12 protein-coding genes and 3 tRNA genes are annotated in these 16,471 nt (G+C 64.6%); 8 read left to right on the top strand and 7 right to left on the bottom strand.

Annotated elements, in window-relative coordinates; all coding sequences use genetic code 11:
* Positions 1-83: 83 nt before the first annotated feature.
* Positions 84-2,354 carry an ATP-binding protein gene (locus NMB41_RS08140; RefSeq protein ID WP_494381962.1) on the top strand — a complete coding sequence of 757 codons (2,271 nt, stop codon included), beginning with the start codon at positions 84-86 and terminating at the stop codon, positions 2,352-2,354.
* On the top strand, positions 2,348-2,803 hold the full coding sequence (locus NMB41_RS08135; RefSeq protein WP_494381961.1) for a response regulator: 456 nt from the start codon (positions 2,348-2,350) through the stop codon (positions 2,801-2,803). Before NMB41_RS08140 ends, NMB41_RS08135 begins: the two co-directional genes overlap by 7 nt.
* On the opposite strand, the gene NMB41_RS08130 is transcribed toward NMB41_RS08135, so the two are convergent.
* A complete protein-coding gene (locus tag NMB41_RS08130) occupies positions 2,785-4,467 on the bottom strand; it encodes a response regulator (protein ID WP_494381960.1) in 1,683 nt (560 codons plus the stop codon). The genes NMB41_RS08135 and NMB41_RS08130 overlap by 19 nt on opposite strands.
* 168 nt (positions 4,468-4,635) lie before the next feature.
* Between NMB41_RS08130 and NMB41_RS08125 the strand changes: the two genes are divergently transcribed.
* Together NMB41_RS08125 and NMB41_RS08120 are read left to right on the top strand one after the other, a co-directional pair.
* Positions 4,636-4,929 (top strand): hypothetical protein, encoded by a 294-nt coding sequence (locus tag NMB41_RS08125; RefSeq protein ID WP_494381959.1) that lies wholly within the window; start codon positions 4,636-4,638, stop codon positions 4,927-4,929.
* Between the two features lie 73 nt (positions 4,930-5,002).
* The gene (locus tag NMB41_RS08120) at positions 5,003-6,538 is read left to right on the top strand and encodes an amidase (protein WP_494381958.1); all 1,536 of its coding nucleotides are present in this window, start codon (positions 5,003-5,005) and stop codon (positions 6,536-6,538) included.
* A gap of 81 nt (positions 6,539-6,619) precedes the next feature.
* On the opposite strand, the gene NMB41_RS08115 is transcribed toward NMB41_RS08120, so the two are convergent.
* Both NMB41_RS08115 and NMB41_RS08110 read right to left on the bottom strand, forming a co-directional pair.
* Positions 6,620-7,711 (bottom strand): tartrate dehydrogenase, encoded by a 1,092-nt coding sequence (locus tag NMB41_RS08115; protein WP_494381957.1) that lies wholly within the window; start codon positions 7,709-7,711, stop codon positions 6,620-6,622.
* 108 nt (positions 7,712-7,819) lie between these two features.
* Positions 7,820-7,895 (bottom strand) — tRNA-Asn (locus NMB41_RS08110).
* A gap of 143 nt (positions 7,896-8,038) precedes the next feature.
* On the opposite strand from NMB41_RS08110, the gene NMB41_RS08105 reads away from it, so the two are divergent.
* The 3 genes from NMB41_RS08105 to purT all read left to right on the top strand — a co-directional run bounded on the left by NMB41_RS08105 (position 8,039) and on the right by purT (position 11,812).
* Positions 8,039-9,448: a DUF3300 domain-containing protein gene (locus tag NMB41_RS08105; RefSeq protein ID WP_494381956.1), complete on the top strand. Its 1,410-nt coding sequence runs from the start codon at positions 8,039-8,041 to the stop codon at positions 9,446-9,448.
* Positions 9,449-9,561: 113 nt separating this feature from the next.
* Entirely contained in the window at positions 9,562-10,443 is an 882-nt protein-coding gene (locus NMB41_RS08100; protein WP_494381955.1) for a DUF2950 domain-containing protein, read from the top strand.
* Between the two features lie 157 nt (positions 10,444-10,600).
* Positions 10,601-11,812, top strand: a complete 1,212-nt coding sequence (gene purT, locus NMB41_RS08095; protein WP_494381954.1) for a formate-dependent phosphoribosylglycinamide formyltransferase — start codon at positions 10,601-10,603, stop codon at positions 11,810-11,812.
* A 58-nt stretch (positions 11,813-11,870) separates the two neighbouring features.
* Here the strand turns inward: purT and NMB41_RS08090 are convergent.
* The 3 genes from NMB41_RS08090 to NMB41_RS08080 form a co-directional block, all read right to left on the bottom strand.
* Positions 11,871-11,946 (bottom strand) — tRNA-Asn (locus NMB41_RS08090).
* 415 nt (positions 11,947-12,361) lie between these two features.
* Positions 12,362-12,437 (bottom strand) — tRNA-Asn (locus tag NMB41_RS08085).
* A 52-nt stretch (positions 12,438-12,489) separates the two neighbouring features.
* A complete protein-coding gene (locus NMB41_RS08080; protein WP_494381953.1) occupies positions 12,490-13,701 on the bottom strand; it encodes an amino acid aminotransferase in 1,212 nt (403 codons plus the stop codon).
* A gap of 115 nt (positions 13,702-13,816) precedes the next feature.
* On the opposite strand from NMB41_RS08080, the gene uvrB reads away from it, so the two are divergent.
* Positions 13,817-15,922 (top strand): excinuclease ABC subunit UvrB, encoded by a 2,106-nt coding sequence (uvrB, locus tag NMB41_RS08075; RefSeq protein WP_494381952.1) that lies wholly within the window; start codon positions 13,817-13,819, stop codon positions 15,920-15,922.
* Between the two features lie 52 nt (positions 15,923-15,974).
* Here uvrB and NMB41_RS08070 read toward each other — a convergent pair whose 3' ends face one another.
* The gene (locus tag NMB41_RS08070) at positions 15,975-16,415 is read right to left on the bottom strand and encodes an FKBP-type peptidyl-prolyl cis-trans isomerase (protein WP_494381951.1); all 441 of its coding nucleotides are present in this window, start codon (positions 16,413-16,415) and stop codon (positions 15,975-15,977) included.
* Between the last annotated feature and the right edge of the window lie 56 nt (positions 16,416-16,471).

Here is a 16,471-nt window from a genome sequence, read left to right as displayed (position 1 = left end):
GGGGCAAAAAGTGACGCATCCGCCCTTGCCTTTCACGCTAGAATAACGCTTTTGTAACCCTGCCGTACCCACGTCCGCGCCTCATGACTCCAACCCCCACCGCACCGCTCGACCTGTCCGGCTGTGACCGGGAACCGATCCGCACCCCCGGCAGCATCCAGCCGCACGGCTTCCTGTTGACCGTCTCGAAAGCGGGCGAGGTATTCCAGGCCAGCGCCAACCTGGCGCGCTGGATCGGCGTCGAGGCGCAATCTGCCTGCGGCCTGCCGCTGGCCGAGGTGATCGGCAGCGCCGCGGCAGAGCAGCTGGCGCCCGAGCTGGCAGGCGACAAGCTGGGCAACCGGCCACTCTACCTGTGCACGCTGGCCATCGGCGGCGAGCAGCACTTCGACGTGCTCGGCCATGCCTGGGACGGCGTCGTCGTGCTCGAGTTCGAGGCCGCCGACCGTGCCGAGGCGCTCGATTTCCGCCAGCTCTACCCGCTGCTCGGCGACTTCATGCTGAAGGTGAACGAGAGCCGGTCCGTCGAGTCGCTGGCCGAACTGGCGGCGCACCAGGTACGCATGGTCACCGGTTACGGCCGCGTGATGGTCTATCAGTTCGACCGCGACGGCCATGGCCACGTGCTGGCCGAGTCGAAAGAAGACGACTACCACTCGTATATGGGGCAGCGCTTCCCGGCCACCGACATCCCGGCCCAGGCGCGCGAGCTGTATGCGCTCTCGCGTATCCGTTTGATCCAGGACGCGAACTACACCCCGGTCCCGCTGGTCCCGGCCGACAATCCGGTCACGAAGGCGCGCAACGACCTGTCGTTTGCCGCCCTGCGCAGCGTCTCGCCGGTGCATTTGCAATACATGCGCAACATGGGCACGCTGGCCTCGATGTCGGTCTCGCTGATGGTCAAGGGCAAACTCTGGGGCCTGATCTCCTGCCATAACGAAACCCCCTGCCCGCTGCCTTTCGAGAAGCGCACTGCCTGCGAGCAGCTCGGCCAGGTGCTGGCGCTGTGCATCGAATCGCGCGAGGACGCAACCGAACTGCAGTTCCGCCTCGAAGTGCGGCGCATGATGGTCGCAATGCTGGGCAACCTCACCAAGGGCGCCGACGTCATCGAGAACATGGCCGGTGCCTTCCCCGAGCTGCTGCGCTTCGCGCGCGCGGGCGGAGTCGCCATCGTGGCCGGCGAACGCGTCCTGACCTATGGGGATACCCCCGACGTTTCCGCCATCGAAGACCTGGTGGCCTGGCTCGAACTGCAGGGCCACGGCAGCGAGATCTTCCACACCGACGAACTGGCGCTGGCCTACCCGCCAGGGGCGGCGCTCACGCGCAATGCCAGCGGCCTGCTGGCGATGCCGATCTCGCGCGTGCACAAGCACTACCTGCTGTGGTTCCGTCCCGAAGTGGTGCACACCATCGAATGGGCCGGCAATCCGCACGAAAAGGAAGTAGCGCAGGGCTCCATGGCGCAGCTGACCCCGCGCACCAGCTTTGCCGCCTGGCGCGAGGTGATCCACGGCGTCAGCCTGCCCTGGCACATCGCCGAGATCGAACTGGCTGGCGAGTTCCGCAGCGCCCTGCTCGGCATCGCCCTCGAGCGCGCCGAGCAGATGGCGGAACTGGCCGAAGAACTCGGCCGCGCCAACAAGGAACTCGAAGCCTTCTCGTATTCGGTCTCGCACGACCTGCGCGCGCCGCTGCGCCACATCGTCGGCTTTTCCGACCTGCTGCTCGAGTCGGCCGGCAGCGAAGACACGACCATGCGCCAGCGCTTCCTCACCAACATCAAGGAGTCCGCGCGCCTGGCCGGCAAACTCGTCGACGACCTGCTGAGCTTCTCGCAGATGGGCCGCGCCGCCCTGCGCCCGGTCGACGTCGACATGGCGCGGCTGGTCGCATCCTGCATCGACAAGATGGCCCCCGATACGGCCGGCCGCAACATCGAATGGGACCTGGCCCCGCTGCCGCGCGTGACGGCCGACCCGACCTTCCTGCACCTGGCGGTGCAGAACCTGCTCTCGAACGCGGTCAAGTTCACCGCCCAGCGCGATCCGGCGCAGATCCGCATCTGGTCCGAACAGGTCGACAAGGACACCGTGTTCCACATCGCCGACAACGGCGCCGGCTTCAACATGGATTACGTGCACAAGCTGTTCGGCGTCTTCCAGCGCCTGCACCGGATGGAAGACTTCCAGGGCACGGGCATTGGCCTGGCCAACGTGCGCCGCATCGTCGAGCGCCATGGCGGGCGCGTCTGGGCCAACTCGGTACAAGGCCAGGGCGCCACGTTCTCGTTCAGCATTCCCCGCACGCTCGCACCTTCATCGCAACAGCGAAGCTCATCATGTTAAAACCCATCCTGCTGGTCGAAGACAATCCGCACGACCTCGAACTGACCCTGGTCGCCCTGGCGCGCAGCCAGCTCGCCAACGAAGTCGTGGTCGTGCGCGACGGCGCCGAAGCCCTCGACTACCTGCTGCGCCGCGGCGAATTTGCCGAACGCCCGGAAGGCAATCCTGCCGTCACCCTGCTCGACCTGAAACTGCCGAAGGTGGACGGGCTGGAAGTGCTGGCCACGATCCGCGGCACGGCGAGCCTGAAAAGCATGCCGGTCGTGATGCTGACCTCATCAAAGGAAGAACAGGACCTGGTGCGCAGCTACGAGCTGGGTGTGAACGCGTATGTCGTCAAGCCGGTCGACTTCAAGGAATTCGTGCGCGCGATCGCGGACCTGGGGATTTTCTGGGCGGTGCTGAACGAACCGCCACCGGGTTCGTTCCGCTACATCCCGCCGAACTGAGCGGACGTCGCTGCGTCGTTCGACGCGCCAGCCCTGCCCTGCGCGCCGGGCTGGCGCCCGCGCCGCAGCAAGTGACGGATGCGCGCACTGAGCGCGTCCGGATGATAGGGTTTCTGCAGCAGGTGCACCGACGCGCTGACCTTGCCTTCGTGTGCCAAAACGCCTTCGGCATAACCCGAGGTATATAAAATCTGCGCATGCGGCAGCCGTGCGCGCACCGCTTCGCCCAATTGCAGGCTGCTCACCGGTCCCGGCATGATCACGTCGGTAAACACCAGGTCGACGTGGCGGCCGCTCTCGATGAGGGCAATCGCGCCGGCAGCGTCGCTCGCTTCGAGCACCTGGTAGCCGAGCGCGGACAGGATCGCGCAGGTCGAACTGCGCACGTCTTCCTCGTCTTCCACCACCAGGATCGTTTCCAGCCCGCCACATAGCGGAACCTCGGCCTGGGGTTCCGGCTGCACGGCCTCGGTCTCGCTGCGCGGCAGGAAGATGCGCACGCTGGTGCCGCGCCCCACTTCACTGCTGAGCACGAGCTCACCACCCGACTGCTTGACGAAGCCGTAGGCCATCGACAGGCCCAGGCCCGTGCCCTGCCCGACCGGCTTGGTCGTGAAGAAGGGTTCAAAAGCGCGCTGCAGCACTTCCGGCGGCATGCCCTTGCCGGTGTCGGCCACTTCGATGACGACATACTCGCCCGCGGCCATCCCCGGCGGCAGCACCCCGCCCGGTGCGGGCGGCACGCCGCCGGCATTGCTGGCGCGGATCAGGAGCGTCCCGCTGCCGGCCATGGCGTCGCGCGCATTGATGGCCAGGTTCAGCAGCACGTTGTTAAGCTGGTCCGGATCGGCGACCGTGCTCCACAGCGAGGGGTCGATATCGGTGACGATGCGCGCATTCGGCCCGAGCACGCGGCGCATCATGTCGTCCATCTGGCGCAGCAGGTGGCCGGGATTGAGCACGACCGCCTGCAGCGGCTGGCGGCGCGCAAAAGCGAGCAGGTGCGAGGACAGCTTGGCGCCGCGCTCGACGCCGGCCAGCGCCATTTCGACGCGGGTGCGCGCCGCTTCGTTCAGGCCGCCGACGAGCTTCAGCAGCTGCAGGTTGCCGCCGATGATCTGCAGCACGTTGTTGAAATCGTGGGCCACGCCGCCGGTCAGCTGGCCGATGGCTTCCATCTTCTGCGCCTGGTGCAGGGCCGACTCGCTCGCGGCCAGCTGCTGCTGGGAGACGCGCAGCGACGCAAACGCGGCGTCGCGCTCGCGGCGGGCGATACAGGCGGCATTGTGGTACTGCACCCGCGCCACCAGCTCGCGCGGATCGGGCCATTTCACCATGTAGTCGTTCACGCCCGCGGCGAAGGCCTGCGCCTTGACCTCGGGATCGTCTTCCGAGGAGAGCATGATGACGGGGACGTGTTCGGTGGCGGGGTCGGCCCGCAGGCGGCGCGTGAATTCGAAGCCGTCGAGGTCGGGCATGCGCAAATCGACCAGCACCACGGTGATGTCCAGTTCGCGCACCAGGTCGACCGCGCGGGCGGGACTGGACTCGTAGCGCAGCACATGCTTGACACAGGTTTTCAGGCCATGCTCGATGATCTGCTGGGCAAAGGGTTCGTCGTCGATCAGAAGGATCGAACAGGTACTGGTTTCGTCATCGATCATCGCTGGAGACCCGGTTTGCCAATTGCGCAGGGGCCTGAATACGTATTGTGAAGTAATAATTCTACACCAATGTGAACCGCAAGATCATCAATTTCACTATCGTGCTTGCCCCGCGGGATTTCGCCTCCATCTGCAACCGACAGGCTTTTTTCGCCATGCGAGGACCACGTGCCAGACCACTCTTGCCCGCTCTGCGGCCGCGAACTGGGAACCGTCAACATCGACCGCCACCACCTGGTGCCGAAAACCTTCAAAGGCAAGGAACAGTTCGCTATCCACAAGATCTGCCACCGTAAAATCCACTCGGCCTTCACCGAGCGCGAGCTGCTGCGCAGCTACCATACCTGGGAGGCCCTGCGCGGCCACGCCGAGATCCGCGCCTTCATCGACTGGGTCGCGAAGAAGCCGCCGGACTTCTATACGCGCACCTATACCTCGAACGACAAGAAGCGGCGGAAATGACGGATTTGATTTTAACTTGACAATGTTGATTTAAAACTATTTCATGTAGGGCTATACCCTTTGAGGGATGCCCATGGATTTTTCCGACTACGTACAACGCGACGCCACCGCCCTCGCCGCCCTTGTGGCCAGTGGCGACACCACCAGCGCCGAGCTGCTCGACCTGGCGCTGGCCCGCAACGCCCAGGTGCACGGCCGCATCAATGCCGTGTGCCGGCTGCTCGAGCCCCAGGCGCGCCAGCAACTGGCGCGTCCGGTCCCTGGCCCACTCACGGGCGTACCCTTCCTGATCAAGGATTGCGTGCAGGATTACGCAGGCGTGCCGACCAGCTTCGGCAGCCGCTCGATGCGCAATTACGTGCCGACCGAGCACGCTGCGGTGGTACGGCGTTACCTGGAAGCCGGGCTCGTCATCTTCGGCAAGACCAACCTCCCCGAGTTCGCCCTGAAAGCCGTCTCCGACTCGGCGCTGTATGGGCGCGCCAGCAATCCTTGGCATCTGGACCACACGCCGGGCGGCTCGAGTGGCGGTGCGGCGGCGGCGGTCGCGGCCGGCATCGTGCCCATGGCAGCGGGCAACGACGGCGGCGGCTCGCTGCGCATCCCGGCCGCCTGCTGCGGCCTGTTCGGCCTGCGCGCCTCGCGCGGCCGGGTGTCCTCGGGGCCGGCCATCGGCGAAGTCTGGTTCGGCGCCTCGAGCGAGGGCGTGCTCTCGCGCAGCGTGCGCGATTCGGCCCTCGCGCTCGATATCCTGGCCGGACGCGAACCGGGCGATCCCTTCGACGTCGCCCCGCCTGCCGACACCTACCGCGCACTGATGCGGCGCGATCCGGGCAAGCTGCGCATCGGGTTTTCCGCCGTGTCGCCAATCGGCACCGAGGTCCATCCGGAAGCGGTAGCGGCCGTCCACAAGACCGTGGAACTGCTGCGCGGGCTCGGCCACGAGGTCGAGGAAGCCGCGCCCGACATCGACGGCGCGGCGCTGGCCGAAAGTTTCCTGCACATATATTTCGGCCAGGTGCCGGCGCTGGTGGAACGCGGCCGCGCACTCGGTGCGCGTGCCGGCGACGTCGAATTGATGAGCCGCTTGCTGGTCACGCTCGGCGGCAGCGTATCGGCCGGGCGCCTCACGACCCAGCTGGCAAAGTGGAACGATTTTGCGCGCGCCCTGGCGCGCTTTCATGCGCGCTACGACCTGCTGCTGACACCGACCCTGGCCCATCCGCCGATCCGCCACGGCCAGGGCGACCCGCCGCGCGGCGAACAGTTCGTGCTCGACCTGCTGCAGCGCAGCGGCCTGCTCGGCCTGCTGGCACGCGCCGGTTTGCTCGACAGCACCGTCAACAAGATCGCGCGCGACAACCTGCGCTATGTACCGTTCACCCAGCTCGCCAACCTCACCGGGGTGCCGGCGATGTCGGTGCCGCTGCATTGGACGGCGGAGGGCTTGCCGCTCGGCGTGCAATTCGTCGGGCGCTTCGGGAGCGAGGACCTGCTGCTGCAGCTGGCACACCAGCTGGAACAGGTTGCGCCGTGGTTTGACAAGTTGTCACCGCTGGCGCGGGAAGGCGTGGACCTGGCCATCAAACGAGAAACGGTGCCCGCATAATGTAGGGTGGGCACTTGTGCCCACGCGGTGCGGCATGTGCGGGTCGAAACGCATCTCGATTGGGATGCGTTATACCGCACCCTACCCGATCAGGCCCGCAATCGCATCACCAATCTCGACGGTCGTTGCCGCACCACCCAAATCCCCCGTCCGCGGCCCATCGCGCAGCACCTGCTCGATCGCCCCCAGAATCGCATCATGCGCCGCCCGGCACCCCGCCGGCGCATCCGGTGCATCGGCAAGGAAGCCCAGCATCATCGCCCCCGACCAGATCATCGCGATGGGATTGGCAATCCCCTTGCCCGCGATATCCGGCGCCGACCCATGCACCGGCTCGAACAGCGAGGGAAACTTGCGCTCCGGATTGAGGTTGCCGGACGGCGCCAGGCCAATCGTGCCGGTGCAGGCCGGCCCCAGGTCCGAGAGAATGTCGCCGAACAGGTTCGAGGCCACCACCACGTCGAAGCGCTGCGGCTGCAGCACGAAGCGCGCGGTGAGGATGTCGATGTGCTGCTTGTCGACCGTGATGCCGGGATAGCCCTCGGCCATGGCATCGGCCCGCCCGTCCCACCACGGCATGCTGATCGCGATGCCGTTCGACTTGGTCGCCACCGTCAGGTGCTTGCGCTGGCGCGACTGCGCCAGCTCGAAGGCGTATTTCAGCACGCGGTCGGTCCCGTGGCGGCTGAACACCGATTCCTGGATCACGATTTCGCGCTCGGTCCCGGCGAACATGATGCCGCCCAGGTTCGTGTATTCGCCCTCGGTGTTTTCGCGCACCACATAAAAATCGATGTCGCCCGGCTTGCGGTTGGCCAGCGGGCACGGCACGCCTTCGAACAGGCGCACCGGGCGCAGGTTGATGTACTGGTCGAACTCGCGCCGGAACTTCAGCAGCGAGCCCCACAGCGAAATGTGGTCCGGCACCGTGGCAGGCCAGCCGACCGCGCCAAAATAAATCGCGTCCATGCCGGAGAGCTGGGCTTTCCAGTCGGGCGGCATCATGTCGCCGGTTTTCAGGTAGTAGTCGCAGCTGGCCCACTCGAAGTGGGTGACCTCGAGGTCGATGTTGAAGCGCTTCGCGGCGGCGGCGAGGACTTTCAGGCCTTCGGGCAGGACTTCCTTGCCGATGCCATCGCCGGCAATGGCGGCGATCTTGAAGGGTCGGGTCATGGGGGCACCTGTGGACAGAAAAACCGATCGTAGCAGTCTTTCAATGACCACGGTGCTGCACCCGGAACGAAAAAAGCCGCGTCATCGACGCGGCCTTTTTCTCTATTCTGGCTCCCCGACCTGGACTCGAACCAGGGACCTGCGGATTAACAGTCCGTCGCTCTACCAACTGAGCTATCAGGGAATTGAGGCAACATTATAGCGGGCCGTTCCCTGTTTGGCGAGTCCTGTACGCAAATTTCACCGCGCCCACCGGATCGAACTGACGGGTGACGATTTGAGAGAGATCAAACCATGCGCACTTTACCTTCCTAGAATGAGTAAAGATTGACTTCTCCACAAGGCGAGGACGCGATGAAGACCGGAATTTTCCTGTCCACAACGGGACTCAGCCTTGTGTTGACGGCGTGCTCATCGTCTCCGGCGTCGCCGCAACAGGGGCAGGCAGCATCGCCGCCGCCGGCGGCGCAAGCGTCCGCCGCACCCGCGCCCAATCCAGCCGGTGGCCAGACATTTTCCCAGCAGGAGCTCGAGCAGCTGGTCGCCCCGATCGCGCTGCATCCCGACGCCTTGTTCACGCAGATCCTCATGGCCTCGACCTATCCGCTGGAAGTCGTTGCGGCAGACCGCTGGGTCAAGGCGAATGCCAGCCTGAAGGGCAAGGCGCTCGAGGATGCGCTGCAGGGGCAGCCCTGGGATCCGAGCGTCAAGTCGCTCGCCGTCTTTCCGCAAGTGCTGACGATGATGAGCGAGAAGATTGACTGGACCCAGAAGCTTGGCGACGCGTTTCTTGCGCAGCAAAAGGACGTGCTGGCCGCGGCCCAGACCCTGCGCAACCGGGCGGCGGCGGCGGGCACGCTCAAGGACACCGAGCAGCAAAGGGTGATCACCGAACAGGTGGAATCGAAAACCGTCATCCAGATCGTGCCGACCAATCCGGAAGTCGTTTACGTCCCGACCTACAATCCGACGGTCGTCTACGGCGCCTGGCCGTATGCCGCCTATCCCCCTTATTACTACTATCCGCCCGGCTATACCGCGGGCGCCGCGCTGTTTACTTTCGCCGCCGGCGCGGCCGTCGGGGCGGCCCTGTGGGGCGACTGCGACTGGGGCCACGGCGACGTGAATATCAATACCAACCGCTACAACTCGTTCAATCGCACCAATGTCTCGAACCGCAACTGGTCGCACAATGCCGCGCATCGCGGCGCGGTCCCCTACCGTGACCGCGGTGTAGCCCAGCAATACGGGCGTGGGCGCTCGACAGCCGACGCCGCGGCCCGGGAACAATTCCGCGGCCGGGCTGACGCCGGCCGCAGCGCAATCCAGCGTGGCGAGGTATCCCAGGCCGACTTGGGCAGGCGCGATGGCGTCGGCGGGCGTGACGGCGCTGGAGGACGCGACGGCCTTGGAGGACGTGACGGCGTCGGAGGGCGCGACGGCGTCGGAGGCCGCAACGATGGCATCGGCAACCGCGGCGCCGGTGTGGGCGACCGCAGCGCCGGCGGCAGCGACAGCCTTGGCAGCAGCGGCTTCGGCGACCGCAACACCGGCCTGCGCGATACGGGCATGCGCAATTCCTCCGCCTTCGATACCGGGCGCGGCGGGCAGGCGCGCGATTTCAGCAGCCGGGGCGGGTCGAGCATGAGCGCGGCGCGCTCGTCGGGCAACTTCGGTGGCGGCATGCGTGGCGGTGGCGGGATGCGTGGCGGCCGCGGCGGGCGCGGCGGGCGTTGAAGATCATCCGGTCGATGTGGGCACAACGGAGGCTGACTATGAGCGATGGCCGCTGGCTTGACACGGCAATCGGCGCGCTGCGGGGCGCCCTGCTGGTACTGTGCGCAAGCCTTATGATTGCCGCAGGCGCCGTCGCCGCAGGCGCACAGCGCAACTTCGCCTCGCCCGAGGAGGCGGCGACGGCCCTGGTGCAGGCGCTCAAGGCGAACGATCGCGAGGCGACGCTCGCGGTACTGGGCAAGGATGCCTCGTCCTGGATCTCGTCGGGCGACCCCAATGCCGACCGCGCCGCCGTCGACCGCTTCATCAGCGCCTACGATGCCAAGCACGAATTGGTCACGAAAGACGGCAAGGCCACGCTGACGCTGGGCGCCGACGATTTTCCCTTCGCCTTTCCGATTGTCCGCGACGGCAAGCGCTGGCGCTTCGACACGGCGACCGGCAAAGTGGAGATGCTGGCGCGCCGCATCGGCGAAAATGAGCTCAACGCGATCAAGGTGCTGCAAGCCATCGTCGACGCGCAACTGGACTACGCCTCCGCGGACCGCAATGGCGACGGGGTCGTCTCCTATGCGCAGAAATTCGTCAGCAGCCCAGGCCAGAAGGACGGCCTGTATTGGCCGGTCGAGCCGGGGCAGCCGCCGAGCCCCGCCGGCGAACTGCTGGCCAAGGCGTCCAGCGAAGGCTTCCAGGCCGGCGGCGCGAAGCCGACGCCGTACCACGGCTATTACTACCGCCTCCTCCCGCGCCAGGGCAAGCATGCAGCGTCCGGCGCGCAGGACTACGTGGTCGGCGGCAGGGCCATCGGCGGGTTCGCGGTCCTCGCCTATCCGGCAAGGTATGGCAACTCCGGCATCATGAGCTTCATCGTCAACCAGGACGGCAAGATCCATCAACGCGATCTCGGACCCACTACCCAGACCAGGGCGCTGAAGATGCAGGAATACGATCCCGGGCCGGGCTGGACGCCGGTCGATCCCGGCAAAGCCAGATAACGAAAAGGCCGCGCGACGAACGCGGCCTTTTCACGATTGCTTCGGTATTTCCGGCTCCCCGCTTTTCGCCCCCGCCGCACCGGCTTCGCGCGCCTTTGCTATAGTCGCAGCACCTTGCTGCACGCCCCTTTTAACTTTCATCGGCATCGATATCCTCATGACAGTCTCCCGCATCCTCGGCACTCCCCTCTCCCCCTCGGCCACGCGCGTCATGCTGCTCGGCTCCGGCGAACTCGGCAAGGAAGTCATCATCTCCCTGCAGCGCCTCGGCGTCGAAGTCATCGCCGTCGACCGCTACCCGAACGCGCCGGGCCACCAGGTGGCACACCGCGCGCACGTGATCGACATGACCGACGGCGCGGCCCTCGCTGCCCTGATCGAGCGCGAAAAGCCGGACCTCGTGATCCCCGAAATCGAGGCGATCGCCACCGACACCCTGGCCGCACTCGAAGCGGCCGGCACCATTACCTGCATCCCGACCGCGCGCGCCACGCAGCTGACGATGAACCGCGAAGGCATCCGCCGCCTCGCCGCCGAAGAGCTGCAGCTGGCCACCTCGCCCTACCGCTTCGCCAGCAGCCTGGAAGAATTGCAGGAAGCCTGTGCCTTCGTCGGCTTCCCGTGCGTGGTCAAGCCAGTCATGTCGTCCTCGGGCAAGGGCCAGTCGAAACTCGACAGCGCGGCCGACGTGCAAGCCGCCTGGGACTACGCGGCCGCCGGCGGACGGGTTGATGCCGGACGCGTGATTGCCGAAGGCTTCATCGATTTCGACTACGAGATCACGCTGCTGACGGTACGCTCGCGCGGCGCCGATGGCGCGACGCAGACGAGTTTTTGCGAACCGATCGGCCACAAGCAGGTGCAGGGCGATTACGTCGAATCCTGGCAGCCGCACCCGATGGCGCCGCTCGCCCTGGAACGTTCGCGCGAGATCGCGGAAAAGGTGACGGGGAACCTGGGCGGCTACGGCGTGTTCGGCGTCGAACTGTTCGTCAAGGGCGACATGGTCTGGTTCTCGGAAGTGAGCCCGCGCCCGCACGACACCGGCATGGTGACGATGGCGACGCAGGTGCAGAGCGAATTCGAGCTGCACGCCAAAGCCGTGCTCGGCCTGCCGGTCAACACGGCGCTGCGCGCGCCGGGTGCGTCGGCGGTGATCTACGGCCAGCTCGATGCGAAAGGAATTGCCTTCGAGGGCGTGGCCGAAGCCTTGCAGGTGCCCGACACCGACATCCGCCTGTTCGGCAAGCCGGAATCGTTTGCGCGCCGGCGCATGGGGGTCGCGCTGGCGACGGCGGGCGATGTCGAAACGGCGCGCGAACGGGCTTTGCTCGCAGCCTCGAAGGTTAAGCCGGTACCCGGGCGCTGATGTCTTGATACGAAAAAGGCCGCGTCATCGACGCGGCCTTTTGCTTACTACACTGTTCTGGCTCCCCGACCTGGACTCGAACCAGGGACCTGCGGATTAACAGTCCGTCGCTCTACCAACTGAGCTATCAGGGAATTGAGGTTGGCATTATAGCTGCTCAACAGCATTGCGCAAGGGTCTTTTAAACGAAAAAAAGCGCCGATTGCTCGACGCTCTCTGTCGTATTCTGGCTCCCCGACCTGGACTCGAACCAGGGACCTGCGGATTAACAGTCCGTCGCTCTACCAACGTAGGGTGGGCACTCTGTGCCCACGCGGAACGATGAGCAGTGGTAGTGGTAATTACAGCGCAGAGAAAAAGTGTGCAGGATCGATAACGGTCACAATGGACAAGCGAAAAGCATAGCGCAGACATTTGCGAACGACGGTTCAGGGCCGCAGACAATGGATATACACATACCGCGTAGGCACGGAGTGCCCACCCTACGCCCAACGCCACAATACAGTCGAAAAAAAAAGCGCCGATTGCTCGACGCTCTCTTTCGTATTCTGGCTCCCCGACCTGGACTCGAACCAGGGACCTGCGGATTAACAGTCCGTCGCTCTACCAACTGAGCTATCAGGGAATTGACTTGCTCTTTGCCGTAGAACAAAGTTCAGCAGCGAAGAGCCAAGATTTTAGAGGACTTTGGCGATGGCGTCAACGACGAGATCGATGTTCTTCGAATTCAGGGCGGCAACGCAGATGCGGCCCGTGTCGACGGCATAGATCGATTCCTCGCGCAGCTTGCCGACCTGCTCTTTGCTCAAGCCCGAATACGAGAACATGCCGACCTGCTCGCGCACGAAGGCGAAGTCGCGCCCAGCTGCTTTCTCGGCAAGTTTCTGCACCAGCGACTCGCGCATCTGCTTGATGCGCACGCGCATGGCGGCCAGCTCTTCTTCCCACAGCTGGCGCAGTTCCGGCGTCGACAGGACCATGGCGACGACCTTGCCGCTATGGGTCGGCGGGCTCGAGTAGTTGGTGCGCACCACGCGTTTGAGTTGCGACAGCAGGCGCGCCGCTTCTTCGGCACTCGATGCGACAACCGACAAGGCGCCAACGCGCTCGCCATACAGCGAGAACGATTTCGAGAAAGAATTCGATACCAGCAGCGGGCCGCCGGCCTCGACGAAGCGCGCAACGACAGCCCCGTCTTCAGTGATGCCGGCGCCGAAGCCCTGGTAAGCCATGTCGAGGAAAGGAATCAGGCCGCCGGCCTGCACCGCCTCGATCACCTGGCCCCATTGTTCCTGGGTCAGATCCGCGCCGGTCGGGTTGTGGCAGCAAGCATGCAGCACGACGATCGAACCGGGCGCCATCGCGCGCAGCGAAGCCAGCATGCCGTCGAAGTTCACGCCGTGGGTGGCTTCGTCGTAGTAGGCGTAATTCTTGACCGTGAAACCGGCGCTTTCGAACAGCGCGCGGTGGTTTTCCCAGCTCGGGTCGCTGATGAAGACCTGCGAGTCAGGAGAAAAGCGTTTGAGGAAATCGGCACCAATCTTGAGGGCGCCGGTGCCGCCGATGGCCTGCACGGTGACTGCACGTTTCTCTTGAATTACCGCGCTGCCGGCCCCAAATACCAGCTCTTGCACAGCCTTGTCGTACGCTGCCAGGCCTTCGATCGGGAGGTAGGTACGCGGCGCGAGCTGTTCGATCAGCTTCGCTTCCGCCTTCTGCACGCACTGCAGCAGAGGCACCTTGCCATTATCGTCGTAGTAAACGCCGACCCCCAGGTTGATCTTGGCCGGGTTCGTATCGGCGTTGAATGCTTCGGTAATGCCCAGGATAGGGTCGCGCGGGGCCATGTCGATGGCGCCGAAGAGGCTGGCGGAGGCTGTGGAAGTCATCGTGATAAACTGATTTTGTCGGTGGATCGCAGCAGTTGTATAGACAGCGACGCCGCAGCGATAGCTCTGCTGCAGTGCCGCAAACGGATCCCCATTCTAGCAAAGGTCTGAAAGTATGGCTGATTTATCCATCGCAAATACCCCTGAACCTACGGTTATTACTTACCCGGGGTCGCCATTCAAACTGCACCAGCCCTTCGCACCCGCCGGCGATCAGCCGACCGCAATCGCCGGCCTGCTTGAAGGCATCAATGACGGCCTGATGTACCAGACCCTGCTCGGCGTGACCGGCTCCGGTAAAACCTACACGATGGCGAACGTGATCGCCCAGGCCGGCCGTCCGGCGATCGTGTTCGCGCCGAACAAAACCCTGGCCGCCCAGCTGTATTCGGAGTTCCGCGAATTCTTCCCGCAAAACGCGGTCGAGTATTTCGTGTCGTACTACGATTACTACCAGCCGGAAGCCTATGTGCCGCAGCGCGACCTGTTCATCGAAAAGGACTCGTCGATCAACGAGCACATCGAGCAGATGCGCCTGTCGTGCACCAAGTCGCTGATGGAACGGCGCGACGTGGTGATTGTCGCCACCGTCTCGGCCATTTACGGTATCGGTAATCCGAACGAATACCACAAGATGATCCTGACGCTGCGCCACAAGGACAAGGTGGCCCAGCGCGACATCATCGCGCGCCTGATCCAGATGCAGTACACGCGCAACGAGATGGACTTCGGCCGCGGCACCTTCCGCGTGCGCGGCGACACGATCGACATCTTCCCGGCCGAGCACGCCGAGCTGGCGATCCGCGTCGAGATGTTCGACGACGAAATCGAGTCGCTCCAGCTGTTCGACCCGCTGACCGGTCGCGTGCGCCAGAAGATCCCGCGTTTCACGGTGTATCCAGGCTCGCACTACGTGACGGCACGCTCTACCGTGCTGCGCGCAGTCGAATCGATCAAGGCCGAGCTGAAGGACCGCCTCGAGGAATTCCGCCAGCAAAACAAACTGATCGAAGAGCAGCGCCTCGAGCAGCGTACCCGTTTCGACCTCGAGATGATGGCCGAGATCGGCTTCACCAAGGGCATCGAGAACTATTCGCGCCACCTGTCCGGCGCGATGCCGGGCGAGCCGCCGCCGACCCTGGTCGATTATCTGCCGAAAGACGCGCTGATGTTCATGGACGAGTCGCACGTGCTGGTCGGCCAGCTCTCGGCCATGTACAACGGCGACCGTTCGCGCAAGACCAACCTGGTCGATTACGGCTTCCGCCTGCCGTCGGCGCTGGATAACCGGCCTTTGAAATTCGAAGAATTCGAAGGCAAGATGCGCCAGACGATTTTCGTCTCGGCCACGCCGGCCGAATACGAGAAGGCGCATGCGGATAACGTCGTCGAGCAGGTGGTGCGCCCGACCGGCCTGGTCGATCCGATCATCATCGTGAAGCCTGCCCTGTCGCAGGTCGACGACGTGATGAGCGAGATTAACGACCGCGTCAAAAAGAACGAGCGCGTCCTGATCACCACGCTGACCAAGCGCATGGCGGAACAGCTGACGGAATATTTGTCCGACCACGGCATCAAGGTGCGCTACCTGCACAGCGATATCGAGACCGTCGAGCGCGTCGAAATCCTGCGCGACCTGCGCCTAGGCACCTTCGACGTCCTGATCGGCATTAACCTGCTGCGCGAGGGCCTCGACTTGCCTGAAGTGTCGCTGGTGGCCGTGCTCGACGCCGACAAGGAAGGTTTCCTGCGTTCCGAACGCTCGCTGATCCAGACCATCGGCCGCGCGGCGCGTAACCTGAACGGCGTGGCGATCCTGTACGCCGACCACGTGACCGATTCGATGCGCCGCGCCATCGACGAGACCGAACGCCGCCGCGCCAAGCAGATCGCTCACAACGAAGCGAACGGCATCACCCCGGTAGGCGTGCAGAAGAAGATTAAGGAAATGATCGACGGCGTCTACAGCAATGCGGCGCAGAAGGCGATGCTCGAAGGCGCGCAAAACCTGGAAGAAGCGGCAGCGGTGGCCAAGGTCGAGTCAATGAGCGAGAAGCAGATTTCGAAGGAAATCAAGCGACTCGAGAAGCTCATGGTCGACCACGCCAAGAACCTCGAGTTCGAAAAAGCGGCCCAGGTACGCGACCAACTTCACGTGCTCAAGCAGCAGGCGTTTGGGGCGCCGGGGGCGGACAACGTGGTGTCGATGTTGGGCAAGTAAGACGAACGGCGCCGACGGCGCCGTTTTTTCATCACGCCGCAGAGCAGGCGTCTTACTTCACATCGAGCAGCTCGACATCGAACATCAGCGTCGCGCCCGGCGGGATCGGGCCGGCGCCGCGTGCGCCATAGCCGAGTTCCGACGGAATGATCAGGGTGCGCTTGCCGCCGACCTTCATGCCGGCCACGCCCTGGTCCCAGCCCTTGATGACGCCGCCCATGCCCAGTGGGAAGGTGAACGGTTCGCCGCCGACCGAGCTGTCGAATTGCTGGCCGCGCTGCTTGGCCGCTTTCGGCGCGTACAGCCAGCCGGTGTAGTGGACCTTGACGGTGTTGCCGGCAACTGCCTGCTTGCCCTTGCCAACGACGGTGTCGATGATTTTCAGCTGTTGGACGCTCGCTGCGGGCGCAGCCTTGGTGGCAGGCGCGGCGGCGACGGCAAGGCCTGCGGCCAGGGACAGGGCCAAACCAAGGGCCGAGAATACGTGTTTCATCGTTTTACCTTTATAGAGTATGGTGCCGGCGCACTGGCCGTGCGGCAGTATTGCCG

Source organism: Massilia sp. FBCC-B171, assembly GCF_059134155.1.
Note: the sequence above shows the minus strand (reverse complement) of the source record. Positions and strands in the feature narration are given on the sequence as shown.